This is a genomic window from Gracilibacillus phocaeensis, assembly GCF_900626275.1.
Lineage (GTDB): Bacteria > Bacillota > Bacilli > Bacillales > Amphibacillaceae > Gracilibacillus > Gracilibacillus timonensis.
Map to the genome: position 1 here is coordinate 739647 of NZ_LR131145.1, position 25455 is coordinate 765101.

Annotated in this window: 24 protein-coding genes and 3 pseudogenes; 9 read left to right on the top strand and 18 right to left on the bottom strand. The window is 38.5% G+C overall.

Features of this window, described 5'->3' with window-relative positions; translation table 11 throughout:
• Positions 1–79: 79 nt before the first annotated feature.
• Together nhaC and E0E32_RS19620 are read right to left on the bottom strand one after the other, a co-directional pair.
• Positions 80–1525 carry a Na+/H+ antiporter NhaC gene (gene nhaC / locus E0E32_RS19615; protein ID WP_066190165.1) on the bottom strand — a complete coding sequence of 482 codons (1446 nt, stop codon included), beginning with the start codon at positions 1523–1525 and terminating at the stop codon, positions 80–82.
• Between the two features lie 29 nt (positions 1526–1554).
• Positions 1555–2715, bottom strand: a complete 1161-nt coding sequence (locus E0E32_RS19620) for a trans-sulfuration enzyme family protein (RefSeq protein ID WP_130860580.1) — start codon at positions 2713–2715, stop codon at positions 1555–1557.
• A gap of 537 nt (positions 2716–3252) precedes the next feature.
• On the opposite strand from E0E32_RS19620, the gene E0E32_RS19625 reads away from it, so the two are divergent.
• Positions 3253–3936, top strand: a complete 684-nt coding sequence (locus E0E32_RS19625) for a FadR/GntR family transcriptional regulator (RefSeq protein ID WP_066190159.1) — start codon at positions 3253–3255, stop codon at positions 3934–3936.
• An 84-nt stretch (positions 3937–4020) separates the two neighbouring features.
• Here the strand turns inward: E0E32_RS19625 and E0E32_RS19630 are convergent, their stop codons facing one another.
• On the bottom strand, positions 4021–4599 hold the full coding sequence (locus tag E0E32_RS19630; protein ID WP_130860581.1) for a sugar O-acetyltransferase: 579 nt from the start codon (positions 4597–4599) through the stop codon (positions 4021–4023).
• Between the two features lie 146 nt (positions 4600–4745).
• Between E0E32_RS19630 and E0E32_RS22740 the strand changes: the two genes are divergently transcribed.
• Positions 4746–4913, top strand: a complete 168-nt coding sequence (locus E0E32_RS22740; protein ID WP_262361301.1) for a zinc-binding dehydrogenase — start codon at positions 4746–4748, stop codon at positions 4911–4913.
• 110 nt (positions 4914–5023) lie between these two features.
• On the opposite strand, the gene E0E32_RS19640 is transcribed toward E0E32_RS22740, so the two are convergent.
• From E0E32_RS19640 to E0E32_RS19680, 10 genes are all read right to left on the bottom strand, one after another.
• Positions 5024–5902: an AraC family transcriptional regulator gene (locus tag E0E32_RS19640; RefSeq protein ID WP_066190155.1), complete on the bottom strand. Its 879-nt coding sequence runs from the start codon at positions 5900–5902 to the stop codon at positions 5024–5026.
• An 87-nt stretch (positions 5903–5989) separates the two neighbouring features.
• Positions 5990–6916: a zinc-dependent alcohol dehydrogenase family protein gene (locus E0E32_RS19645; RefSeq protein ID WP_286172007.1), complete on the bottom strand. Its 927-nt coding sequence runs from the start codon at positions 6914–6916 to the stop codon at positions 5990–5992.
• 64 nt (positions 6917–6980) lie between these two features.
• Positions 6981–7856, bottom strand: coding sequence for a 23S ribosomal RNA methyltransferase Erm (erm, locus tag E0E32_RS19650; RefSeq protein ID WP_434059222.1), 876 nt, complete (start codon positions 7854–7856; stop codon positions 6981–6983).
• A gap of 334 nt (positions 7857–8190) precedes the next feature.
• Positions 8191–8919 carry an ABC transporter permease gene (locus tag E0E32_RS19655; protein ID WP_130860583.1) on the bottom strand — a complete coding sequence of 243 codons (729 nt, stop codon included), beginning with the start codon at positions 8917–8919 and terminating at the stop codon, positions 8191–8193.
• Complete coding sequence (locus tag E0E32_RS19660) at positions 8920–9630, bottom strand: ABC transporter permease (RefSeq protein WP_130860584.1); 711 nt, start codon at positions 9628–9630, stop codon at positions 8920–8922. It abuts the gene before it with no gap.
• Complete coding sequence (locus E0E32_RS19665; RefSeq protein ID WP_130860585.1) at positions 9627–10538, bottom strand: ABC transporter ATP-binding protein; 912 nt, start codon at positions 10536–10538, stop codon at positions 9627–9629. Before E0E32_RS19665 ends, E0E32_RS19660 begins: the two co-directional genes overlap by 4 nt.
• 208 nt (positions 10539–10746) lie before the next feature.
• Entirely contained in the window at positions 10747–11046 is a 300-nt protein-coding gene (locus E0E32_RS22410; RefSeq protein ID WP_165445096.1) for a hypothetical protein, read from the bottom strand.
• Complete coding sequence (locus tag E0E32_RS19670) at positions 11018–11872, bottom strand: YitT family protein (protein WP_130860586.1); 855 nt, start codon at positions 11870–11872, stop codon at positions 11018–11020. The genes E0E32_RS22410 and E0E32_RS19670 overlap by 29 nt, the downstream gene beginning before the upstream one ends.
• An 81-nt stretch (positions 11873–11953) precedes the next feature.
• Positions 11954–13309: a sensor histidine kinase gene (locus E0E32_RS19675; RefSeq protein WP_130860587.1), complete on the bottom strand. Its 1356-nt coding sequence runs from the start codon at positions 13307–13309 to the stop codon at positions 11954–11956.
• Positions 13306–13974: a response regulator transcription factor gene (locus E0E32_RS19680; protein ID WP_066190135.1), complete on the bottom strand. Its 669-nt coding sequence runs from the start codon at positions 13972–13974 to the stop codon at positions 13306–13308. The genes E0E32_RS19675 and E0E32_RS19680 overlap by 4 nt, the downstream gene beginning before the upstream one ends.
• 173 nt (positions 13975–14147) lie before the next feature.
• Here E0E32_RS19680 and E0E32_RS19685 point away from each other — a divergent pair, with 173 nt between their 5' ends.
• Positions 14148–14609, top strand: coding sequence for a hypothetical protein (locus E0E32_RS19685; protein ID WP_130860588.1), 462 nt, complete (start codon positions 14148–14150; stop codon positions 14607–14609).
• A gap of 46 nt (positions 14610–14655) precedes the next feature.
• On the opposite strand, the gene E0E32_RS19690 is transcribed toward E0E32_RS19685, so the two are convergent.
• Together E0E32_RS19690 and E0E32_RS22905 are read right to left on the bottom strand one after the other, a co-directional pair.
• Entirely contained in the window at positions 14656–14970 is a 315-nt protein-coding gene (locus E0E32_RS19690; protein WP_130860915.1) for a DUF4260 domain-containing protein, read from the bottom strand.
• Positions 14947–15278, bottom strand: a pseudogene (locus E0E32_RS22905) (IS4 family transposase); the annotation flags it as partial. The pseudogene E0E32_RS22905 and the gene E0E32_RS19690, both read right to left, overlap by 24 nt.
• Positions 15279–15720: 442 nt before the next feature.
• Between E0E32_RS22905 and E0E32_RS19695 the strand changes: the two are divergent.
• The 6 genes and pseudogenes from E0E32_RS19695 (at position 15721) to E0E32_RS22915 (ending at position 21269) form a co-directional block, all read left to right on the top strand.
• Complete coding sequence (locus E0E32_RS19695) at positions 15721–17181, top strand: family 43 glycosylhydrolase (protein WP_130860589.1); 1461 nt, start codon at positions 15721–15723, stop codon at positions 17179–17181.
• Positions 17178–18491 (top strand): ABC transporter substrate-binding protein, encoded by a 1314-nt coding sequence (locus tag E0E32_RS19700; RefSeq protein WP_130860590.1) that lies wholly within the window; start codon positions 17178–17180, stop codon positions 18489–18491. Before E0E32_RS19695 ends, E0E32_RS19700 begins: the two co-directional genes overlap by 4 nt.
• 72 nt (positions 18492–18563) lie before the next feature.
• Positions 18564–19439, top strand: coding sequence for a carbohydrate ABC transporter permease (locus tag E0E32_RS19705; protein ID WP_130860591.1), 876 nt, complete (start codon positions 18564–18566; stop codon positions 19437–19439).
• 76 nt (positions 19440–19515) lie between these two features.
• The gene (locus E0E32_RS19710; RefSeq protein ID WP_286172008.1) at positions 19516–20298 is read left to right on the top strand and encodes a carbohydrate ABC transporter permease; all 783 of its coding nucleotides are present in this window, start codon (positions 19516–19518) and stop codon (positions 20296–20298) included.
• Between the two features lie 230 nt (positions 20299–20528).
• Positions 20529–20939, top strand: a pseudogene (locus E0E32_RS22910) (IS4 family transposase); the annotation flags it as partial.
• An 84-nt stretch (positions 20940–21023) separates the two neighbouring features.
• The gene (locus tag E0E32_RS22915) at positions 21024–21269 is read left to right on the top strand and encodes a hypothetical protein (RefSeq protein WP_434059223.1); all 246 of its coding nucleotides are present in this window, start codon (positions 21024–21026) and stop codon (positions 21267–21269) included.
• Between the two features lie 314 nt (positions 21270–21583).
• Here E0E32_RS22915 and E0E32_RS19720 read toward each other — a convergent pair whose 3' ends face one another.
• The 3 genes and pseudogenes from E0E32_RS19720 to E0E32_RS19725 all read right to left on the bottom strand — a co-directional run bounded on the left by E0E32_RS19720 (position 21584) and on the right by E0E32_RS19725 (position 24931).
• Positions 21584–22549: a LacI family DNA-binding transcriptional regulator gene (locus tag E0E32_RS19720; protein ID WP_130860592.1), complete on the bottom strand. Its 966-nt coding sequence runs from the start codon at positions 22547–22549 to the stop codon at positions 21584–21586.
• A 550-nt stretch (positions 22550–23099) separates the two neighbouring features.
• Positions 23100–23237 (bottom strand): hypothetical protein, encoded by a 138-nt coding sequence (locus E0E32_RS22420; protein WP_165445098.1) that lies wholly within the window; start codon positions 23235–23237, stop codon positions 23100–23102.
• Between the two features lie 409 nt (positions 23238–23646).
• Positions 23647–24931 (bottom strand): annotated as a pseudogene (locus tag E0E32_RS19725) (IS110 family RNA-guided transposase).
• Positions 24932–25455: the final 524 nt, after the last annotated feature.

Here is a 25455-nt window from a genome sequence, read left to right on the forward strand (position 1 = left end):
ACAGATGGGGATTTCTTATGCCATAAACACCAGACCCTCGTCGCACCATTTTCACCAGGTCTTTGAAACTTTATGACCCTTATTTATCCGTGCTACTTGTCTGATCAACATCCAATTTCCGAATACCAAATCCTCCGGTAATCGGTGCTAAAAAGCCATAAAGGGCAGAGAATACAAAGCCACCCAGATTAAAAATTGCCCAAGGTAAAAACTCGAAATTGTCTACCCCTAAGGTTGTCGCCATAAACACCCCGGAAACGGTCCAAGGCATTAACACCTCTGTAATCGTAATGGAATCCTCCATATTACGGGACAAATTGACAGGGTGCATGTTCTTTTCCCTGTATGCCTTGCCATAGATATCTTGAATCAAGAAATAAGACACAAGCGCATTGGATGTACAATTGATCACCGCAAACCCTGTAACAAGGGCAGAAAACGTTAAACTTCCGATGGTTCGTAAATGCTTGATAATGCCTTCTAAAATCGTGTTTAAGGCTTGTGAAACTTCCAATGCCGACGCAAAGAAAAAGGCAACAAAAATAAAAAACGTCGCATTATACATCGAATAGAGTCCACCGCGGTTTAGTAGCTCCTGTAAGTCCTCGCTGATTCCTGCTGCACCAGCTTCCAGCATATCGGCGTTAAACCCCGAAACCGCAGAACTGAATATATTCGCAAAAGAAGCACCTTGGAAAAATAAGGCTAAGATCATCGCAATCACAGATGAAGAAAATAATACAATAATCGGCGGCTTTTTCATTAATGATCCCGTAATAACAATAAGCGCTGGAATTAAAAGTAACAGATTCAAATGAAATAACTCATCTAATCCCGTTACCATTTCTTGAATACTGGAAAGTCTTGCTTCATCCGTCTCCGTACCAGTACCTGCAAAATAGAAGACAATAATAGCCAAGATAGAAGATGGCACGGCGGTATAGAGCATATGCTTAATATGATCATATAAATTAGACCCAGCAGCAATGGCACTCATATTCGTTGTATCCGACAATGGAGATAGCTTATCCCCAAAATAAGCACCGGATACAACGGCACCCGCTGTAATAGCTAACGATAAATCCATGGTCTGCGCAATACTCATGATGGCTACCCCAATCGTACCGGCAGCTCCCCATGAGGTACCCACACAGGTCGAAATAATCGCGGTTACTAGGAAGGCCAATACGTACAAGTAGTTAGGGTTTATCAATTCAAGCCCATAGTATACAAACAATGGAATCGTACCAGAAATCATCCACGTTCCAATCAATAACCCGATACAAAACAAGATGAGAATGGCTGGTAACGCCTTTTTGATTTTGGACCCCATCGTCTCAATAATCGTGTCCCACTTATTCCCATACAAAACAGCAAAAATGGCAAAGATCACCCCAGCAAACAACAACATCAATTCAGCTGGGTATTGGAGGATTCCAATTCCACCAATAAAAACAATTAAGGCAAGTGCAATGGGAATCAAACTCATCACAAATGAAGGACGTCGAACATTTTTCTCGCTCATAAATTAGTTCTTCCTTTCTCTAAAAAGTATCATGATAACTGTTGAAATGCCTTTTCCAAGTCATTAATCTGCAACGTGGCACCTTCTAAACCGATCGATAGACGGATCAAGCCAGGAGAAATACCCTGTTCAAGTAGTTGCTGCTTATTATCATCTTTTAACGGCGAGCTGACCAGACTTTCATAACCACCCCAGCTTACTCCAATTTTAAATAAAGAAAGGGCATCGATAAATCGAGAAATAATAGCAAAATCGTCATGCTTGATCTCAAAGCTCAATAATCCCGAAAATCCACTCATTTGTTTTTTAATATATGGCTTATCGGCTGTTTCTAAACTCGGATGGTGGATGGCAACAACTTCCTCTTTTGTTTGTAAATACTCGATCACCTGCAATGCATTCTCTTGATGTTGTCGGAGCCGAATGGGCAAGGTACGCAAGCCGCGATTAATTAAGTAGGCGTCATGTGCCCCTAAAACAGCACCATTCAGCTGATAACCATATTGGAAAATTGCATCAACTAGGGCATGATCACCTATTACCGCTCCCCCAACTACATCGCTATGACCACCAATATATTTGGTAAGGGAGTGAATAGACAGGTCAAATCCCAGCGTCAATGGTTTTTGAAAAATCGGTGTGGACCACGTATTATCGATTACCGTAGTAATACCTTTTGCCTTTGCTGTTTCTGCGATAGCCTGAAGATCGATCGTTTTCATTAACATCGTTCCCGGGCTTTCGGCATAAATCAGCTTGGTATTATCTTGTATCTGATCCTCCCAATTCGCGAACGACTCCTCTGCAAAGCTATAGGAAATACCAAATTTCGTTAAATACTCAGCCAATTGAATGGTTGGCCCATAAATGTTATTAATCAACAGCACATGATCACCGTTCTGTAATAAGGTGTGTAGTGTGGCACTTATTGCCCCCATGCCTGAGCTAAAGCATTTACATGTTTCTCCTCTTTCCAGGGCTGCCAGTTTTCTTTCCAGTATGTTGACGGTTGGGTTTACCCCTCTTGAGTATACATAATTTTCCCTTTCCAGCTTCTGTGCTTCCGTAAATTCCCTAAAGCTGTTAAACGTAAACAAACTGGTTTGATAAATCGGAGGGGAAACTGCCCCTTCATATTGGGATGGATTTTCCCCAAACTGTGTGCATATTTCTTCATCTGTATATGTCATACGAGCTATCCTTCTTTCTTTTATGATGAAACTTGAAAATTTGTTTATTATTCTATCATACTTTCAACCTGTATGAAAGGTTTGATTATTCAGACTATTTGATGTATGGACATCCCGAGTAAAAACTACCCGCTCTATTCATTCTCTTACTCCTCTGTTATACTGCCAATAGAGGAGTGATGATATCCAAAATCTAAAAGTGAGGAGAAACTATTTCTTAATAATATTTATTAGTTGTACTGTGGGGATAGTCATTCGAGTTATTGGTACTATTACTAATAAGGAAGCGCTGTTTAACCTCCACCATGTTGATATTCTCATCTTGTTTATCTTATTTATCATTTGTCTAACAGGCTACCTGTTAAGTGGTAAACCCTCCGATTAACTATTTTACTTGATGGAATATGACAACCTTCATAACCAGTTTATTAAACCTTTTGATGATCCTTGCACCTGTCTGTTTATCTGTAACCAATAGTTAGGTTATAATAAAAGATATACTACACGCAGAACATCATGCTTTTTGAGGTGAATCAAATGAAGATATTAAAGAAACAACGGCTATCTGAATTAGTTGCAGAAGAGATAAAAAGCTACATAAAATCGGAAATGCTGCAGGAAGGGGATCGACTCCCCTCGCTTGTCACACTAATGGAATCCTTGGACATTGGTAGATCAACATTGCGAGAAGGACTGCAATTACTAGAATCACAAGGATATCTAGAAGTCTTAAACGGGAAAGGCACGTTCGTAAAAAATACAAAGCCTTTTCACATCCAAACCGCTTTTGAAGTAGAAAATGAACGGGATTTTTTGCTAGAAGCGTTGGAGGTGCGACTTGCTCTGGAAGGAAAAGCGGTTGAATTAGCTGCCCAAAAAGCAACATCAGCAGATACAGATAAAATGACATCCCATTTAAAGGAATATGTCCGCTGTATCCATGAACAGGAACGAGACAAGGCCAATCAGTCTGACTTTTTATTTCATCAAGCCATTTATGAAGTGGCGGACAATGACCTATTAAACAGTATTATCGACTCAGTTTGGGATACCTTTCACCAGTTTTGGAACGAGCCTTTTGGAGTAAAGGACATTTTTGATCAAAGCTATCCTTATCATGAAGACATGCTGGAAGCGATTAAAGCCCATCAACCTCAAAAAGCGGTAGAGGCATTTGAAAAAATGATGGCATCCGTTAGACATTCGATCGAGGATTATTAAATCTAGTTTCGGTCAAAAAATAGCGAAATACCCATCCTGGAGTGTTCCATTGATGAGCGTTTCGCTATGCTGTCGACTTCTATTTTACGAATCTTCATTGATTTCTTTAACGACTTTTGCCGGTACACCTGCAACTACGGTGTTTTCAGGGACATCCTTCGTAACCACCGCACCAGCTCCAACTACTGCGTGATCACCAATCGTCACACCCGGCAGAATAGTTGCTGCCGTTCCAATCCAAGCATGTTGCCCAATATGCACTGGGGCAGCATAGGTCGTACTTCTTGTTTCCGGAGTAAAGCCATGATTTAACGTTGCGATATTGACATTCATACCAATTAAGGCTCCATCCCCAATATAAATGCCTCCTCGATCTTGAAAAGAACAACCCGTATTAAAAAATACATTCTTACCAATATCAATGTTCTTCCCAAAATCCGTATAAAATGGAGGAAAACACATAAACGAATCATCGACATCACTATCCGTTAATCTTCGAAAAATCTCAACAATTTCTGCCTTCGAGTGATAGGATGTATTCAATTCCATCGTTATTCTTTGCGCCTCATAACTACACTGGGTAAGCATAGAGTGCAGTTCTTTATCTTCTCCGCTAATTGGATTTCCTGCCTTACAATAGTCAATAAACTCCTGCATATCCATGTTATCGTTTCCCTTCTATCGATTGTGCTTATCATTTACCATTTGGATCATCTTTTGAAACATGACTTTCCCCTATCCCATGGCAATTGCCCACTAATCATATACTAACATTTCTACACTTGTTATTGCTACTGCTAAGCTGTTAAATATTACTAGATGGCTTCCTAGTTTGTAGAAAAAACGGAAAACTAATGGAGACGAAAAAGAGCACACTATTGGTAACCCCGGGCATTCCGTTTGAAGACACCCAACAAGCAATGGAATATTCTGAATCTGGCAGGGCCAAAGGGAAAATTATTATCAAAATAAAGTGAAATTGTCATTGGGGTACTTAACGCTGTAGTAACAAACAGTCACTAAATTAGAAAGAAACCTGCATTTCACTCCATTAGCAGGCCTCTCTTCTATTGTTTGTATACTCCTCCTAGTTCTGTTCTTTTCTCTTCACCGCTATCCAGATCTCACTATATACATCATCCAGATTGGTATAATCTTCTACAAATGAAAGCTCTGGCGCCTCGACCAGCTCATAATCGGAAGATGGCAACCATTCGGAGACGATTTTAGCCCAGGTATCCTGCATTACTTTAGGAAATGCACCCTTAGAAGAGAAGATGGCCCATGTAAGACTTGGGACCTCTAATACGTCCAAGCCTTCAAAATGACCAGTCTCTGTTGTAAGCATTCCTATCATATGATCCAGAAACCCTTCCTCCTTCATCCTACCTTCATCAAAATGATAGGAAGCATTCATCACCTTTTTTGGCTCCATATTTGCATATTGGTGCATCGTTTTTCGCTGTTTATCGGTAATACTGCTAGCCAATTGCTCGATTTCGCGGTTCACACCTTCAAACTGCATCGGAACACGGCGTTGAACACCAATCACGTTAAATGCCTCTTTCTCAACGATTTTATAATCCATATTTACTCCTCCTTGAATGGTTAATTGGAAGGAGAGCTTCGGGAATGTTTTTAATGATTGCCTGTGTTGCTTGCTTATCTCAGAAGGACTAAAACCTGCCCACTCACGAAAGGCTCGCGAAAAGCCATCCACCGAATCATAGCCATATTTAAACGCCAGATCAGTCACCCGGACGTCTTTTCTTAATAAATCAAATGTTGCATCGGATAGCCTACGTTGACGGATATAAGCTGTTAATGACATTCCAGCTAAATAAGCGAACATTCGACGGAAATGATAAATCGATGTGCCCGCGATCCTCTCGATTTCCTGTTCGTCTATGGTCTGATCCAAGTGCTCTTCGATATATTGCATAGCCTGATTCATGCTTTTCAACATACCTTTTCCCTCCCTTCCATTGCTTTCTAGTATAGCGAAAAGAGACAATCGTCACCCGACAAAAATGTAACGACTTTTATCGGATTTTTAACTTGTTAGTAAGACTTTTCCTTTTCGACCATCCAAGGCAGCGAGAAGGGCTTTATCGATAGATTTCAAAGGAAAGGAAGCCTTCACTGGCAATAATTGCAGCCGTTTTTTCGCTGTTAATTGTACGATTTGCTGCAGTGTATCGTGCCACCTATGATCCGTTACCTGCTGATTCCAATGTCTCAGATGGAAAAGGTCAGCCCGTATGTCTCGCCGTAATGCTTGCCAATCAATTGGTATGCCCGATAATAAACCGATACTAATAAAAGAACCATTCGATTGTAAGCAGCCTGCTAAGTCCACTGCCTCCTGTCCACCAATCGAATCGATAGCGGCGTCTGCTCTCAAACCATTGGTGAGATCCATTACCGTTTCATACAGCGGATATCTAGAGGTGTCGATTACCGCTGTTGCACCAAGTTCCAACAAGTCTTGTGAATGTTTCAGATTTCTCGTCACAGCAATGAGGCGAAAACCCACAACATTCGCTAGTTGGGCGTACAGATGACCAATCATTGAGCCACAGGCATTCACCAGCAGTGTCTGACCTGCATTTAACTGCAATTTTTCCATGATCGTTACCAAAGCCGTCACCGGATTGATATAGAGCTGAGCGGCAGTAGCATCCGAAATCGAATTAGGAACAGGTATCGCAAAGGGTGCCGGGACTTTGACAAAATCCTGCCACGTACCTTCCCCGCGTAATGACAGTACTCGTTTTCCTAGTATCGATTGTCTCACTGATGATCCAACATCCTCCACTATGCCAACTCCTTCATAGCCAGGGGTGTAAGGCAATGAAATCCGATTGGCATAGCTACCATTTACGGGAAGAATGTCGGATGGATTGATGGGCCGTGCGATCATACGGACCAGCACCTCCGAAGCCTTTGGCGGCTCAATATCCTGATATTCTAGCTGCAAGACCTCATCAGCCTTGCCAAATTCATAGCAACAAATGGTTCGCGCATGATGGAGATGTCCTTTCTTACCTTCTGCTGTTGTTCTTTATATACCTAGGAACATGATGAACAATAGTCTCAAAAATCATTCCCCACTGTCTCTCTGAAAGATAACCTATCGGGAACTGATTATCAACTCCTAATTTTTTCCTGACTATTTTTAATTGTTTGTGTGTAAATAGCTGAGCAAGGGCGATTCCAATAGGCATATCCGGCTTTTTTAACAACGGCTTTACTACTTTTCTAAATGCATTTGCATGCTGGCAAGCAATACATGGTTGTTTTTTCCTCGTAATGATTACCAATGCAGAATCAACCTTAGGTGGCGGGGCGAAGTTGGATTTGGATATATACCTTGCTATTCTTATATCAAAATACATTCTCCATTGCAATACATAGTCATCCTTTATCCGCTGAGATGTGAAGCGTTTGGCTGCACCCTTTTCCATCACGATCAAGGCTCGGGACAGATGATTATACGGATTACCTAGCAATGTCTTCATAATCGGTGTCGTAATAGCATAAGGAATATTAGATACCACCACAAACGCTTTTTTCGGTAAGGCAAACCTTAAAATATCCTGATCGATCACTTTGACACAATGATTTTCAGCAAATTTCCGTTCTAAAACGGTCAAGAAATTTACATCCTTCTCCACTGCCAGCACTTGATTAGATTTCTGGGCAATCGCTTCTATCATCACACCTTTACCTGCACCAAAATCAATCACGGTTTCCTCTCGCTGTATCGAAGCTTGCTTCACGATATCTTTGATAATTCCTTTGTTGTGCAATAAGTGCTGCCCTGGAAAATTGGGTGGCTCGCCTCTTTGTATATTGCCATCTTTACCTCCCTTACTCATATTTCTATTGATCCTCTTATGCTTCTTTTGTTTCCTCATATTTTTTCATCTCCTTTTTTCTAAATCAAGACACAGTTCTAGCCCATATATGATCAGAAAAAAGGGGTCTACACCTACATTAATAAACCTTTTCAAAAAAAGGACATACAAAAAGAGAAAGGCAGTACATCCACCTTTCCCTTTTACATATACCGAAGAGAGATTATAAAAATGGACAAACGTATCCCGTATTGCTCTGATCACTACAGAGCTAATGAACTATTCATTTACCAGTTCAAAACACGGAATATTAAGATCATTCGGTAAAATCCCTCCTTAAGTTAATACCTGTATTATGGCAAATATCGGGATTGATTGCAAGCCTTTTTTATTCTCATGATACAGCTTTACGTTGAAAATACAGATAACCGCCAATAAAAAATAAGACAAAGCTGCCGCCAACCACGATGAATAATTGACCCCATGGTATGAAAAAGACGTTTTCTGCCTCTCCACCAATATTCATCATTAAAAACGGTTGTGCCCAAGGGTAAAAGGGACCAAATCGTTCCGAATTAACAATTAAAAGTGTTGGCAGGGTGAAGATCACATTGACTGCAAATGGAGCAGCGAAGCTTTTAAATAACAAGGACATCCATAGTTGTAAGGCGAGCAAGGGAAAAGCAGCGACCCAGCCGCCTAAGACTGCTTTCCAAACAATCTCACTAGGAAAAGGGTCGGTAATCCCATCGATCATGCCTACCAGATAAACGGCCCCCAGATATAAGAGCTGCAGCAGCAATACAATCCATACTAACAGCAGATATTTCACCAGAAAAACGCGCCCTCTTGTGACAGGCAAGGCCAATAATTGTTTCCAACCTCCTGCTTGATGTTCATAACGACAAATGATGCCGGCAAATACTGCTGTAATCAATGGAAGAAACAAACTGCCATAGTTAACATTGATGGTAACCAGTTTACTTTGCCATTGGTTAGCTCCTCCCAGATCATAGGTGACGGACATACCGATCATTAATACAATCAATGGGGCAGTTAGTACCAGCAACATAATCTTTGATTTGCGTAATTTATACCATTCCGAACTCATCGTAGCCAACATCTATTTAACGTCCCTTCTTTTGAAATCTGTCATGCCAACCACATAGATAGCAATCCCTACCGCAATACCTAATAAACCATTGATATAGGGCTCACCCCACTCATTATCCAAGGTTGGCCATTTCCAAATCACCCAATCCGGTAAACTCATCGAAGCATAGGCAAGAATCACACTAATCACACCAATCGTTGTCGGAATCGCCTGATTTTTACAAACGAGGGCAAGCCACAGCTGCAAGCCAAGCACAGGTAAAGACGCAAAGAATGGCAATAGGCTATGCTGAATGATTTGCAAATAGGGAATATCCTCGCCTAAGCCTAAGGTTAATCCATATAGATACGTCAAAAACAGCAATACCAGTGAGGAAATAAGCAGTAAACAACTTATCACCGTGAACTTTGATAAATATACTTCTCGCTTAGATATCGGTAAGGCGATTAATTGTTTCCATGCATTGGTTTCATCTTCAATACTCGCCATAAAAGAGGTCAAAATAACAATCCCTAATATGATGGCAAGTGGTGTAAAAGAACTGACAAGTGATATATACTGCTGCCAGTGATCATCGGTTTGCTGAAATAGATAATCTTTACGGAATCCATAATTGACCATTTGCAGGGCAACCACACCAATCGGTCCAAGTATACTCAGAAACCAAAGTCCTTTATATTTAATTTTCAGAAAATCCGTTTTTAGTAATCGAAGGATCATCCTGCCTGCTCCTCCTTTGTCATCTCAAGGAAAATATGCTCTAGCGATCGTTTCTCTTCTTCCACGCGATAGATAGACAGGCCTTGTTCGATCAAATATTTGACCGTTGCCGCAACACGTTCATCTCCTTGCATATGGATGGCGACACTATTTTCCGTTAAGTCTGCTTGCTGGCCGTTTGCCAGCAGTGCTCGCCATGCTGCTTCATTGTCATTTGTTTTCAATTGGATCAAAGGCTTCGCGAATGTGCGCATTGCCTCAATCGAATCCTGAAAAATCATCTTGCCCCGGGAGACAACACCAACTGTCGTAGCCATCTGATCGATTTCCGATAATAGATGACTAGAGATCACCACCGTCATACCATATTGCTGTGGCAGACTTTTGATCAGCTGGCGCATTTCTATAATACCAGATGGATCTAAGCCATTCGTGGGTTCATCTAAGATTAATAGCTCTGGTTTATGCAGCATCGAAGCCGCAATTCCTAGGCGTTGCTTCATCCCTAATGAAAAACCTTTCACCTTTTTATTGGCTGCACCTTGGAGTCGAACCAAATCTAATACGTCATCAATCCGTTTTTTAGGCACATCAAGGATTTTTCGAATGGCTTCTAAATTTTCACGGGCTGTCAAATGGGGATAATAAGACGGGTTTTCCACTAAGGAGCCGACCCGTTTTAATATATCAATTCGCTCCTTTTTCAAATCTTTACCGAAAAGTTGAATGGAACCATACGTTGGACGCATTAAGCCTAATAACATACGAATTGTCGTCGTTTTCCCTGCTCCATTCGGCCCAAGGAAACCATATATCTCTCCCTTTGGTATGTTCATTTCCAGATCCGCTACCGCCATTTCTTTCCCGAATTTTTTAGTTAATCGTTTGGTCTCTACGATATATTCCATGTTTATCACCTCTATTCTTATGATAGAGGTTCAAGGTTAAAATGGAGGTGGCATTTTGTTTAAGGTTTGTTTAAAAAATGGGGATTATCTGCATTTCAGCAGTGAACGGAGTGCAAAGCTGAGTATTCTTATGGACTGTGGAATGAGATTTGCTTTCCACAGTCCGCGAGATTCGTTCTTATGGACTGTGGCACGCGATTTGCTCTCCTCAGTCCGCGAGATTCATTCTTATGGACAAAACTTTGCAGGTTGGCCGTTTTTTGTCCGTTAGATTCATTCTTACGGACAAAACTTTGCGATTCCGCTGTTTTTTGTCCGTTAGATCCATTCTTACGGACAAAACTTTGCGGGTCAGCCGTTTTTTGTCCGTTAGATTTTGCACGTGCAGACTCCAAAGCTGGATTGGCATCGTTTCACCGCTTGCATTTCCCGATGAAAAAAAACGAACCCTTATCAAAAAAAGTTCGCTCACAATCCATTTATCTAACTCCACCTTTTCTCGTCTCATCCCAGGCAAAACTGCCGCCTAATACGTCACGCACATCATGAATAACAACAAATGCGTTCTCATCAACAGTAGAAATGATTCTTTTCAAACGCATCAATTGGTACTTATTAATAATCACATAGGTCATATCGGCGTCTTGTTTTAGATAACCACCATAACCTTTAAATACCGTCACACTAATGTTCATTTGGGCAATGATTTCATCGGCAATCTGGGGCGCCCTTCCCGAAATAATACTGACTGCTTTCCGTGGATCTAACCCTTCCATCACTATATCGGTAACTTTTTTAGCTACAAACAAGGCCACAATCGTATACATCGTATTTAGCGGACCTATAACAAGCAAGCCAGAAAGCACAATCACAATATCGAATACAAAATTAGTCCGTACTAAATTCCAGCCAAGCCTATCTTGACACATCCTGGCGATTAAACTCGTTCCTCCCATGGCACTTCCCGTCCGGAAAATAAGACCTGTACCAAAACCGATAAATACCCCTGCGAAAATGGCGGAAATAAGAGGATCACCCAAATTTCCAACTAGATTCTCTGTACTGTATATAAAAAAGGAAATCAAAGGAACCGTCAATATGGATAAAAAGATCGATCGTTTCGGTAAATAACGGAAACCAATCGTCGTCACAATTGCGGTTAATATAAAGGTCACTATCCCTGGAGACCAGCCAAAAGCATAATGTAAAATAAGCGAGGCACCTGGCACTCCACCTTCTGCCAATTGGTTTGGTATCGCAAGCAGTGTCAACGCAAGGGCATAGACTAAACAACCAATAATAACCATCACTAAATCTTTGATGAATTTATTCATGCACATGATCTCCCCTCTGTTTTAATACTCTTTCTATTATTAAGAGGTTAAGAGATTTTGTCAATACGTGAATTCGGTCATTCAGCGATACTTAATAATCCTAATCGTTGTGCCTCGTTCACTTGAATCTATCTTCCAATCAAGCCCCATGCCTTTCACCATCATATCAACAATCGACAAACCAATACCGGCTCCTTGCTGATTGCTATTCATCTGCATCCCTTTTCCTCTGTCCGAGATAACAAAGGCATCATACGCCACTGTTGACTCCGTACTCACCGATACATATTTACCATCACCGGCATGACGCAGCACATTTTGTAATAGATTATCCAGAATGCGGCTAAACCAAAGGGGATCTATCTCCCACTTTTTTTGTGAAAATGGCTCAATTTCCATATCGATGGTAAAGCCTTTCCGCTCAAATACCGAATACCACGTCGCTAAGCATTGGCGCACATGGCGAATAATATCTACTTCTTCTACTTCCTTTTGATATTTACTCGCCATTAATAGGGTATAAGACATTAGGTTTTCAATTAGTTTATCAATATCGCGGATTGATTTCTCCACTAATTGTATCGACCGCTGGGCTTCTGCTGGCAGGTTCTGTTTTTCCAAAGTAAAGGCTTGGGCATTGATTTTGGTTAATGGCGTCCGTAAATCATGCGATAAATTGGCAATCAACTCTCTGCGTAGCTGCTCTTCTTCTTGTTCACGCTGCTTGCTTTCGCGCAATTCTTTTACCATCTGATTAAAGGATTTTTCTAAATCACCGATCTCATCCTGTTTTTTAACTTCAATTAAAATGGGCAAGCCGTCGGTATCACGAATGGCCATCGCTTCCTCCAACTGCACCAATCGCTTTCTTATGCCCCTGAAAAACCAAAAGAACAGGATCAAAAAGAGAATGACTACGCCAAATGTCAGAAAGATACTCGCCCAACCATATCGCTCTGTCACCGTTTGAGCGGGTGAGTGCAAAACTTGACGCGGCAGCTGAAAGACAACAAAACCGTCACTCTCTCCTTCTCCCAAGAACGCAACCACCGTAAATGGGTCGTTGTCATAATGATCTTTAATAAATCGGACCGTATAGCCAGCGTCCCATTCTAAAGGGATATCTTCGTTAAGATTATGCTCCGCTGTCAGCACACCATCCCCATTAATCCAAAACATAGCAGCCTCCGGGTATTCCTTTTGCCAATCTGCAAAAATTTGTTGGATGCTCTCCGCTGAAGTCTCCTCCACTTGGCTAGCTGCTTGATGCCACTCCTCTTCCAACTGCTCGAAGCTTTCCTCTTGGGCTAATTTTTCATCTTCCGTTAGCAAAAGGAAAGAACAGACAATCACAAGATACGCCGCATACACCAAAAACAGGGCGATAAAAATAAACAGTAGATACTTAGCAAACAAGGATCGCAGAAATCGTTTCATCGCTTCACCCGATAGCCAATGCCACGTATGGTCTCGATAATCACTGGCTTGGCGGGATTCTCTTCCAATTTTTCGCGCAAATGACGAATATGCACCATTAATGTCTTATCCCCTTCAATATATCGCTCTTTCCATACCCCTTCATATAGCTGTTCTTTCGTTAATATTTGATTTAAATGACGAATAAAATATTGAAACAGATAAAATTGCTTGCCCGTTAGGATGATCTCTTGTTTTGTATGTGTGTCGATAACCATCATAGACTGCGTATCGATTTCCAAATGACCAATTTTTAGAACATCCTGCTGCTTTTGAAAACGGCGCAGTAACGCTTCCACTCTGGCTGCCAATTCTTCCGGATAAAAAGGCTTGGTCAGATAATCATCAGCAAAGCTTAATCCTTCGATTTTATCTTCTACAGTCGAACGTGCCGATAACATAATAATCGGGATATCGTCATTGACATTTTTGATTCGCTTACCGATGGAGAATCCGTCTAATCCTGGCAACATAATATCCAAAATGGCAAGATCCATATGAGGCAAATGGGCATCCATTCCTTCCCCTGATAGCAGCCAACATACCTCATGACCTCTTATTGTTAATTCATCGCTCACCCATCGGCCAATTTCCTGTTCATCTTCAATATATAATATCTGTGCCATCTATGTCACCCTCCATTTCTCATACTCCATCCCTGTCATCATATCAAGAAAAAGGGAAAAAGCGATAGACTTTCTCTTTTTTTAAACGAAATTTAAACCGATGTTGGCATCATTGTTTATGTTATCATGAAGGTAAGGGAACATTGATAAAAAGGAAAAAAGTAGGTGACGATATGAAAAAGGCTATTTTGTTTTTACTCGTTTGGACCCTATTTTTAAGTGGCTGTACAAAAGAGGAAAGCAGCGAACAGATCTATCAAACGCAACAAGCAGCCATTCATGATATTTTTAATCAATATCATATAAATGGTTTCTTCGTACTGATCGATACAACCGATAATCAGCAGCTTTTTTTAGCTGAAAATAAGGAGAATTTTTTTGTGGGTGACATTAAAGAGCGAGAAGGTGGATTTGTTCCTCGCAAACTAACGGCTAATATCGCATTAAATAATACGACTGGTGCAACATTTGAGGTTCCTACAGAAGATCAAAACTACATGCTCACCGTGACTTCCGATGCAAAGGAGGGAAGCTTCTCCGTGCCAAATTCTAATTATTACTTTGATCTTGTCACAGAAGAAAATTCTCATCGTATGGTCGATGATTTTCGTGTTATCGACCAAGATTCCTTGTGATAGAGGGATTTTAGCTTTGCACAAAGCCAAAGTCCCTTCTCATGTTTTAGATGCGCTCTAAATGGGTATCCTGAAACTTTGTCGGATATTTTAGCCCATAACCAAACAATCGATCCATCCCAATATGAGCTACCCAAATCAAGCTAATCAACAACAAAACCGTGTGATGAATCGCTACACTCAAGATAATCAAGAGCATTGGTATCGTGTAGGTATGAAAGAGGTTATAGATGATAGAGCCAATCTTGTTATTTTTCATATACCCGAGCATAGACAAATCAGGCGTTAATAAGAAAAGGATAAATGCAAGCCAATGAAATTCCAAAACAATAAAATAAACATATTTGTTTGGGTTGACCAGTTTTTGGAATTGCTTGGACACACCAAACAACAGCTTGCGCCAAGGCAAACGCTCATTATTTTTCACACGATAGAATACGTGCTTTTTCATTTTTTCATCGTATGGAAATTGCTTTCGTAAAGATTGTTCACACTATGAATGAGCATAAGCGGAAGCAAGAGCATTAACAACAAAATATCTGTGATGGAAAAACCTTGTTCTTTTTTGAATCCAGCTTCATGAATAAGCGAGCGGAAGTTGAATTTCTTCATCGCTTATTGTGTAATAGAATCAATCGAAAATCCGTGACTTTCAAATACATTTTCGATTTCTTTAACTTTTTCCGCGTGATAACACGTCCTTTTTGGTTATTTTGGTTGATAGCTAAATTATACCAAAAACACCGTGTTCATGCGGTTTTTTTTTCGCTTTTGGGAATCGGTTTTTTTATTGATTTTTCAGGGTGCGAAACTTAAGTATTCAAATAACAATTTGGAGAATAAAAATATGAAACCGGTTGACACATGAAACCGGATGATATAAAATTATTTATGAAACCGGATGATATATATCATTTCTTGCATTGTATTAATTTATTTATCTTAAATTTTTAATCATGGTACATAATGGTTCCCTTTTTAATTCAACATACTGAAAATCGAAGGGAGGGATTCTATTTGATCAAAGAATTAATTGCTAGACACTAGATCAATACTGAATTTTCTCAAATTGAAAACGTTTTACTAAAAATTAGAAAGCTGAGGGATTTTTATGAATAATTTATTTTATAGGCCTAGTGGGGCATGGGTAGGAGACCTTATACCATACTATCATGAAGATACTTTTTATTTATACTATCTTCATGATGAGCGAAGAAATGGAGTATACGGAGATACTACTTGGTATGAAACTCACACAAAAGATTTCGTTCATTACTCAGAAGCAATTGAAACGATTCCTAGAGGCAACAATAAAGACCAGGATTTTTACGCCTATACTGGAGATATTATTGAAGTCAACGGAATTTTTCATATGTTTTATACAGGTGTAAATCCTAATACGGAATTTTGTAGCGATGGAAGGACAGTTCAAGCAGTTATGCATGCAATAAGTAAAGATTTAAAGACTTGGAAGAAAATCAAAGATGACACGTTTTTTTCACCAGGAGGAATCTATGAATTACATGACTGGAGAGATCCATTTGTTTTTTGGAATGAAGAAAAAGAAGAATATTGGATGTTACTGGCAGCACGATTAAAAACAGGACCACACCGTAGGAGAGGCTGTATTGCGTTATGTAAATCAAAAGATTTATCGAGTTGGGAAGTAGACGACCCTTTTTGGGCTCCAAATCTATATATGACACATGAATGTCCTGATTTATTTAAAATAGGAGATTGGTGGTATTTAGTTTATTCTACTTTTTCTGAACAATTCACCACACATTACCGTATGAGCAAAAATTTGGAAGGTCCTTGGATAGCTCCAGAACGAGATACATTTGATGGACGAGCATTTTATGCAGCGAAGACCGTTTCTGATGGAAATAAACGTTTTGCCTGTGCTTGGAATCCTACAAAAAAAGGAGAGTATGACAACGGGGATTGGGAATGGGCTGGCTCTATGGTCATCCATGAATTAGTTCAAAATGGAGATGGCACCCTTGATGTCAAACTTCCAACTTCCATCGAGAAATCATTTACTCAGCCAAAAAAAGCAGATTATCCTAAAGTCCTTGGCAAAACTTCAAGCATGAGCAATGGAATTGAATTGGAAGGATTGGATTCATTTATTTGTGCGGCAGGTCAAGATACATCTGATAATTTTTTTCTTACAGGAAATATTACATTGTTAGAACAAACACGAGGTTGCGGTATTATGCTAAAAACTAGTGATGACTTAAATGAAGCTTATTACTTGCGAATAGAACCACAAAGAAATCGATTAGTTTTTGATCAGTGGCCTAGAAAAGACTGGGGAACAGAGCAATGGCAAGTTGGGGGAGATATACCACATGCGATTGAACTTGAACGTCCTTTCCATTTCAAGTTAAATACGTCTTATTCAATTAAAATATTAGTGGAAGGGACAATGGGAGTTATCTATATTAATAACCAAGTTGCGATGAATTTTAGGATGTATGACTTAACAAAACCAAATTGGGGTGTTTTCGTCAACGAGGGAAATGTGAAATTTGAAGACTTTACATTATATAAAAGAGAGGTGCAATGAAAATGAGTAAACTTAGGCTCATTATAACTTTATCGATGGTTATATTAGTTACTTTTGTATTAAGTGCATGCAATTCAGACTCAGACAATGAATCTACCCAGCAAAGCAATCAAAGTAATGAAGAAAGTCTCTTTTGGCTACAAGCCCGTTCAGGAAATGATGATATTCTAGGTAGCATTGAAGAAATTGCCGTAGAATTTCAAAAAGACCATCCAGATTTTGAATTAGAGATCGATGGAACTGGTGATAGGCCCGCTTACCTTCAACAACTTAGAACATTAATAGCTGGAAATAAAATGCCAGATATGTTTGACACCGATCCAGATGCGTTTGCTAAAAGACTTGTAGAAAATGATGATCTCGTTAACATAGGTGAGTTTTTGGAGGAAGAAGAGTTATATGACGATTTTATTCCGGAAGCACTTGCTTATCAACAGTTTGATGATGGAAATATTTATACACTTCCAATTGAATATAATATGGAAATGTTTTTCTACAATAAAGAAATATTCGAGGAGTACTCTCTGTCACCTCCAACTACATTTGAAGAGTTACTTACGGTTTCTGAGGAACTAAAAGAAAATGATGTAACCCCTATAGCAATGGGGGGTGTAGATAAATGGCCTGTGCTTCGTTACCTTGCATTCATTCCTTTTAGAGAGACTGGAAATGACTTTCTCAATCAACTTACATCAGGTGAAGCTTCCATGTCTGATTCAGTTGGTTTAGAAGCAGCAGAATTCGTTCAGGAAATTGGACAATATTTTCAAGAAGGGTTCTCTTCTACAGATTATACAACTGCTAGACAACTTTTTAGTAGCGGACAAACTGCTATGTATTATATGGGGTCTTGGGAAACAATGAATATTTTAAACGATGGAATGAATGAAGAAAATCTTGATTACTTTACGTTACCAATGATTTCTTCAACTGAAGCAGCAACAGCTCAAAATGAATATTTTACTCATTCTGGTATAGGGCTTGCCTTTAACAAAAATACCTTCAATGAAACAAGTGAAGAATTTTTGAAGTATTTAATTGAACGTTATCCCGAAATTTATTCTGAAACTGGACAGTTCTCACCAATTGCACATGATAATGAAAATTTTAAAACGAGCTTACATGAGAAAATAAACAAAGATATGCAATCTTATGGAGAAGATATTGCCTTTCCATGGGATACACGGCTCGATCCAGCTTCAAATGAAGCATTTGGTAATGAGATTATTCTTTTAGCTGACGGTACCATTTCGCCAGAAGAGTTCGTTAATAATATGGATCAAATTCTCCAAGAAAACATACAAAATTAAGAATAAGGAGATTGCTTATTTGAAGTTCTCATAAGTAATCTCCTCTAAACTATTTTGGAAAGGTGTATTTTTATGGACAGAGTATTGAAAAACAAAACAGCTATTCTAATTTTCATCCTTCCTGCACTTCTGGTTTACCTATTAACCGTTTTTGTTCCAATCATTTGGTCAATGTATTTGAGCCTTTTTTCTTGGGATGGTATATTCGATAAAATATTTATTGGATTGGACAACTATAAAAAAATGTTCCTAAGTGATAATGCCTTTTGGAAAGCATATCTAAATAATATAATATTTTTGTTTATAGTAGTTTCTATACAAATTGCTTTAGGTTTAGTTGCAGCATTTGCTCTAACTAAAATAAATAAATTTAGAAATCTACTTAAAACTTTATACTTTATACCTGCAATTGTTAGTTCAGTTGCAATTGCAGAATTATTTCGTACTATGTATTCGCTTAACCCAATGGGTATGATTAATTATTTATTAGGATTTTTAGGTTTAGAAACACTACAAACTGCCTGGCTATCTGAAATTGAAACAGTTCTTGTAGCTGTTTCATTACCTGAAGCTTGGAGGTTTATCGGATTATATATGGTTATACTATATGCTGCTTTACTATCGATTCCTAAAGAGGTTATCGAGGCAGCTGAAATTGATGGAGCAAATGAATTTAAAATCTTTCGCTACATCAAATTCCCATTGATAAAACCTATTGTTCTAATTGCTCTAGTCATGTCAATAACTGGTGCACTAAAAGGGTTTGATATTCCGTTTATCCTCACTGGAGGGGGACCAGGTTATAACTCTGAGCTTTTAACCACTTACATGTATAATCAAGCATTTTCAACAATGCAATACGGTTATGGAAGTGCAATTGCAGTTTTCATTGTTTTACAAAGCCTAATTATAGTTGGATTATTACGCAAATATATTGGTCAACAATGACCCAATTAAAATAAGCGAGGGGATAACTATGAAAAAAACATCTATTTCTTTTTTTGCATTTCTGGTAATAGGGTTCTTGATCATACAAGTATATCCAATAGTATGGATTTTTCTATCGAGTCTCAAAAATGAGACTGAAATCCAAAATGGAAATCCTTTTACATTGCCTGAAGATTTTTTTAATTTTAATAATTATATACAAGTTTGGGAAACGAGTCAGATAGGGACATACTTTATTAACAGTTCAATTGTAACGGTAATAACTATTATACTGATAGTCTTGTTGAGTTCTTCAGCAGGATTTGCAATTGAAAAAATGAAATTTAAATCTAGTAATTTACTTTTACTGTTTTTCCTTTTTGGTATTATGATTCCAGTTCAAGCAACTCTTATTCCTCTATTCACACTATACAATACTTTAGGTTTGCTTAATACACATATTTCACTCATTCTACCTCAAGTAGGATTTGCATTACCAATTTCAATTTATTTATTTGTTGGTTTCTATAAGTATATCCCTAACGAAATGATCGAGGCCGCAACAATAGATGGTTGTAATATATATACTATTTTTCGTAAAATAATATTACCATTATCAAAAAACACAATTGTTACAGTTGTTGCATTTAATAGTATATTTATCTGGAACGAATTTGTGTTTGCACACACTTTTATTAACGAGGCAACTATGAAGACTCTTCCTGTAGGACTACAAGACTTTATTGGTCAATATGGTGCAACAGATTGGGGATCGACTTTTGCTTCAATGGTAATTGCTACATTACCTGTTTTGATTATCTACTTTATTTTGAATAGATCTGTAATTGAAGGAATGGCACTTGGATCTACAAAAGGTTAAAAACCTCAAAAAGATTAAGCTGGTATAATTATTTTAATTAAACCAGCTTAATCTTTATTTAATTCACTCAACTTTCGCAGCTAGAAAAAACATTTAATATAACTAGCTGTAAAGCTTATTACTGTTCAAATATGCTCATTGACAATCAAGATAGGTATAAAAAACACCTCAACTTTTGGTATAGTGAATGGACTAGAAAACACTACCAATACAGAAGAGGTGTCTCCTATATGATAGCGAATAATGTCCAAAATAATCAACTACCAAATGAACTTTCTTCCACATTTAAAGAATTAGGCGTGTTTAAACATCTTAGGAAGGCTGGTGTTTCAAAGTCTATCGGCTTTACCTGCGCTTATCTCTACCTTTGTTTGGAGAAGGTTTCTACTATTTTTAAGCGCTCATACCATTAAAAAGTAACGAATTTAACGAGACATGATCGCTCGAGAGTATTGATTGTCGACGATTCTTCGTATGATCGTAATCGCAGTAAATCAGTGGAATTATTAGCTTGCTGTTTTGACCATGAATCTCAAAAGCTGCGCTTTTATAAAGGGTTCCGTATGCTCACGCTTGGTTGGTCAGATGGTGCAACGTTCATTCCAGTGGGCTTTTCTTTATTGAGCTCGAAGAAAAGCCAGATTAATGGCATAAACCGCACCTGAGCAAATACCAAGTATGATTGAACGAGCAATGAAAGTGGTATGGAGGCTTCCTATGCGCTGGTGGACTCTTGGTTCACGTATCAGCCGCTCGTTAAGGAAATAAAAGAGCAAGGGTTGGACGTCATTGGCATGGTAAAGAACTTGAAACAGCGTTACCTTATCAATGGCCAACGTGTAAGCTTAAAGGAACTTTATCGTTTGGCGAAACCAACAGGTGGAAAGAAAAGCGGTCTTCGTTCCATTCATACCACACAAGCGAATGGCGTGCCTATTAAAGTGGTCTTTGTTCGAAATCGAAATAAATAGAGCGAATGGTTAGCTATTCTAAGCACTGATTGTACTCTTAGTGATCAAGAAATTATTCGAATTTATGGGGGATGAGATGGACATTGAAGTTTTTTTCAAAACAACAAAATCTCTTTTAAAACTTCAAAAAGAGTTCCAAAGTCGTTCGTATGACGGCTTAATTAGTCATACAACAGTATCCTATTTCTGATTATCTTCTATTTTCTATTTCTTTCGTTTATAGAAGTACCTATATCTCTTAATTAGTATTTATTGTTTCAATTTTTTTAATTTATTATGGTATAAAACTTTCTATTTCGCTCAGATAGTTAATTTCAGAAAATTAAATTCACAGGTAATTTTGTTCTAAAAGGAAGTGACTTCAATTCACCTTCTTCAATTATTTCTACAAGCGCTTTTATAGAGGTTTCAGCCACTAATTGAACAGGTTGTTGAATAGTTATTAAATTTGGTACTAACAAACGAGTAGTTGTTGCACCATCATAACCAACTATCAAAATATTCTTCTCCCTTTTATTTGCTGCTTCTAATAATGTCGAAGCCATTAAATCATCACTTGTAAACACTCCATCGACATCAGGGTGTTCTGTCAAAAGTTTTTCGATAATATCTAATTGAATCTTTTGGTTGAAAACATCTTTAATTTCATATGTGATAGGAGTTTTTTCTGCTTTTTTCATCACATCTTCGTATGCCTTTCTTCTTAAATTAGCTGGCGTTTTCAAATCTAAAGGTCCACTAAGGTGTACGACTTTTTTACAATCTTTTTCAATCAAATAATTGGTTGCTAACTCACCACCACCATAGTTATCGGAGCCAACTATAGGGATTTTATCAGAGAGATATTGGTCAATAGCAACAATCGGTAAATTATATTGTTCCTGGTTATCCATAAGCCCTCTGTTATGTGTAGCTACGATTACTCCATCAACTTGATTACGCATTAGCATCTCCCAATATTTTTTTTCCTTATCTTTTCTATTTAAGCTATTGCATAATAGAACCTTATAACCTAAATCTGCACAAATATTTTCAATATGAAAAACTAACTCACCAAAATATGGATTGTTTATGGTTGGAATTATTACTCCTATTAAATTAGTTCGCTTACTAAACAAGGATCGCGCTAAGTCGTTTGGAAAGTAGTTTATATCCTTCATGGCCTTGTAGACTTTCTCTCTAGTCTTCTCACTAATGTAACCTCTATCATTGAGGACTCTTGACACGGTTGCTGGTGAAACACCAGCAACCTTAGCGACATCTCTTATCTTTGGTTTCATATGCACACTTCCTTAATTACTATAACCTGATAATCAAAATTAAAATAGACAAATATATATACATCAAATTCATGATTAACTCACCTAAAAAACCATCTCATTATTATATGAATTCACAACTGAAACGGGATGACATAAATGCTTTCAAAAACTTAATATTATAATGTTTCTCATTCTCCGCAATACTTCACTTTGTTTACCAAAATTTTTTCTTAAACTCAATAATATATAGTATAGCACAATATATAACCACAAATCACCAAAAAGGACTATATAAAAACATGTTTTAAAATATTCTTTACTTTAGTGTTTTGCTGTTTTCTACATTTAGACATCTTTACTATGTTGTGTTGTATTTGAAACCTCTCTATTACAATGCCCACTATCCGAAATTAAAGGTAGGTACTCATTTTAACAGAATAACCAGTATAAACTAAATATGTAAGTTAATTTGCGGATTGGCATTGATAAAAATATTTTGTTGAAGGAAAACAAAAAGAGATTGCTATCACAATGGAAAACACGAGGAAACTAAACTTTTATTTCCATTCTAACTGTCCTTATCATTTAATTCTTTTAATAATTCAATTATTTGAGCATTTTGTTTTTCCATCGTTTGCAGTCTTTTTTCAATAATACTAGTGGCTAAGAAAAGCACAATTAAAATAACTATGAGCGTTAATAACAAGGTTTATCCCTCCCTCTATATAATTAAAATATCTTTAAAATGCTCTTGTTTTCTTGGAATTTCATAAACATCCATTTGGGTGTAGAATAGTTTGGGGATAGTGATACCTCGTAGTCAGAATATTCTGACTACGAGGTATCCTAACGACCAAACAGGAATTATTTGGTTAAAAAAGGAATAACCATGCTTGATAACTCCACGCTTCTTATGGTCGCTCACCCTCCCATGTATCTCGGGATTGGTATCCATACATTCCCTCGTCCTCCATATCCACAAGGCGGAGGTCGGAATAAGCTCCTTGGCTGGGTCTTGGGCCCGAATGGAAAAAATAAGCTCCGACTCTGCATTGTTGGTGTTTGTAAGTTCTAAGTTTCCAAGGACATCTGTTTCGATTTTCTTTTTCTACAGCTTAAGCTGCCTGTAATGCCTTTACCTGAGGTAAACCTTTCAATAATTTACTTCCGTCAAATGCACACTGCTTTTGACCAATGACAAATAAGACACGTAATAACTTGCCACACAGCGCAATGAGCGATTGTTGTTTCTTTAAAGGGTTGTCAGGGCGGGTCGTATAATACGTATGCAAGGCTTGAAACGTCGGATGGTTGGCTACGAGCGGGTGAACAGCTAAATAGATCGCCCTTCGCAGCTTTTTCCGTCCCTGTTTCGTTATCTTGGTTTCCCCTTTGAATTTCCAGGAACTAAGCTCTCGCAAGGATAAACCAACCATATTCACCAATTGTTGCGAATGATGATACTTCGATACATCACCTACTTCCGCGAAAAAGGCGGCTACCGTAGTGACACCTAGTCTTTTGATGGCCAAGATTTCCTTTGTTCCTGGGATCTCTTCTAAAAGAGCCTCTATCTCTTGGGTCAGTTCTGTTAACTGCTCCATATACAGCTCATAGTGATCTAACAAGCGGTGCAGTTATTTTTTGGAAAAACGTAAGCCTATTTCGATCCCAATGCTTTTCTTTGCTTTGTCTACTAGCTTTTCGGCACGTTGGATACCAACACCACGCTTAACGACCGTTTTCCATTCTGCCAGTACTTCTTCTGGTGTTCGATCCCGAATATCACATGGGAATGGGAAATTCCTTAACGTGTAGAGAGCCGTTTTTTCCATCCCAGTCTTTGAACACATCGTTAAACTCTGGGAAGTAGCGCTGGATATTGTTTTGACTGCGTCCTTCTGTGATCGTCCGTTGTTGGATGAGTTGATCTCGTCATTTAACAGCTTCTCTTAGTTCGGTATACCTACCATCGAGAAGATTGGGTATAGAGTATCGTCCATCCTTCACCAGCTTTGCAATCACACGGGCATCCTTGGTATCATTTTTCGTTGGGGAATTATCATCCAGTTCTTTCGATTTCTTGACATGCATTGGATTCACCAATACAAAATCATAGTGCTGACTCATGAGGTAATAGCCTAGGCTCATCCAATAGTGGCCTGTTGGCTCTGCCCCGATGATGACGTGGCTTTTTTCATGTTTCTTCTGGAGCTTGAACATCCAGTCTAGTAATTGTTCAAAGCCGTGTATGCGATTCTCAAAGAGCAGCCGCTTTCCAAATTCATAGCCTCTATCGTCCTGCGCTCGTGCTACATGTTTGTCTTTGGCAATGTCAATGCCTACCACCAGGGTAGATGGTGTGGTTTGCGAAATTTTGTGATTTTGATTATAATTCATTGGAGAGTCCTCCTTGGTATTTATCTCATTTCGGAGTCATGATCATAACATCCTGTACTATACCAAGAGGGCTCTTCTTTGTTCAATCCTCAAATTTCTTCATTACAGGAATGCTCCTCGATAAATCTCTAGTCATCTCGTACTGCTAATTATATCACCATAAAATTAGCATGTGTGAATCCATCTATTTATTACCAGAAAGGAACAGATGAATGATGCGACAAGATTATAAAGGGAAATTCCTTATCCTCAAAATGAGCATTACTATCATGATGATATTATGCTTAGCTTTACCCTACTTCACTTCTATGTCTTATTATATCAGCGTATTGCTATTAGCAGTCCTATTACTTACTTTCTTTACTCTTAATGGTTTACTCAAGAAAAAGGAATCGCGCTAAACATAAAACGGCAGGTGATGGCCTTGCCACCTCCTGAAATTCCGTTTCAATGAGCCCCTCGTTCCTATAACTGATTGTCTGCCTTTTGTTCACATATAAAAAACCAAAATAATTGGATCACTG

Bases quoted from the DNA above. Each gene is read 5' to 3' on its own strand.
- nhaC (WP_066190165.1), bottom strand. From the start codon at position 1,525: ATGAGCGAGAAAAATGTTCGACGTCCTTCATTTGTGATGAGTTTGATT.
- E0E32_RS19620 (WP_130860580.1), bottom strand. From the start codon at position 2,715: ATGACATATACAGATGAAGAAATATGCACACAGTTTGGGGAAAATCCA.
- E0E32_RS19625 (WP_066190159.1), top strand. From the start codon at position 3,253: ATGAAGATATTAAAGAAACAACGGCTATCTGAATTAGTTGCAGAAGAG.
- E0E32_RS19630 (WP_130860581.1), bottom strand. From the start codon at position 4,599: ATGGATATGCAGGAGTTTATTGACTATTGTAAGGCAGGAAATCCAATT.
- E0E32_RS19640 (WP_066190155.1), bottom strand. From the start codon at position 5,902: ATGTTGAAAAGCATGAATCAGGCTATGCAATATATCGAAGAGCACTTG.
- erm (WP_434059222.1), bottom strand. From the start codon at position 7,856: ATGAGGAAACAAAAGAAGCATAAGAGGATCAATAGAAATATGAGTAAG.
- E0E32_RS19655 (WP_130860583.1), bottom strand. From the start codon at position 8,919: ATGTTGGCTACGATGAGTTCGGAATGGTATAAATTACGCAAATCAAAG.
- E0E32_RS19660 (WP_130860584.1), bottom strand. From the start codon at position 9,630: ATGATCCTTCGATTACTAAAAACGGATTTTCTGAAAATTAAATATAAA.
- E0E32_RS19665 (WP_130860585.1), bottom strand. From the start codon at position 10,538: ATGGAATATATCGTAGAGACCAAACGATTAACTAAAAAATTCGGGAAA.
- E0E32_RS22410 (WP_165445096.1), bottom strand. From the start codon at position 11,046: ATGAGACGAGAAAAGGTGGAGTTAGATAAATGGATTGTGAGCGAACTT.
- E0E32_RS19670 (WP_130860586.1), bottom strand. From the start codon at position 11,872: ATGAATAAATTCATCAAAGATTTAGTGATGGTTATTATTGGTTGTTTA.
- E0E32_RS19675 (WP_130860587.1), bottom strand. From the start codon at position 13,309: ATGAAACGATTTCTGCGATCCTTGTTTGCTAAGTATCTACTGTTTATT.
- E0E32_RS19680 (WP_066190135.1), bottom strand. From the start codon at position 13,974: ATGGCACAGATATTATATATTGAAGATGAACAGGAAATTGGCCGATGG.
- E0E32_RS19685 (WP_130860588.1), top strand. From the start codon at position 14,148: ATGAAAAAGGCTATTTTGTTTTTACTCGTTTGGACCCTATTTTTAAGT.
- E0E32_RS19695 (WP_130860589.1), top strand. From the start codon at position 15,721: ATGAATAATTTATTTTATAGGCCTAGTGGGGCATGGGTAGGAGACCTT.
- E0E32_RS19700 (WP_130860590.1), top strand. From the start codon at position 17,178: ATGAAAATGAGTAAACTTAGGCTCATTATAACTTTATCGATGGTTATA.
- E0E32_RS19705 (WP_130860591.1), top strand. From the start codon at position 18,564: ATGGACAGAGTATTGAAAAACAAAACAGCTATTCTAATTTTCATCCTT.
- E0E32_RS19720 (WP_130860592.1), bottom strand. From the start codon at position 22,549: ATGAAACCAAAGATAAGAGATGTCGCTAAGGTTGCTGGTGTTTCACCA.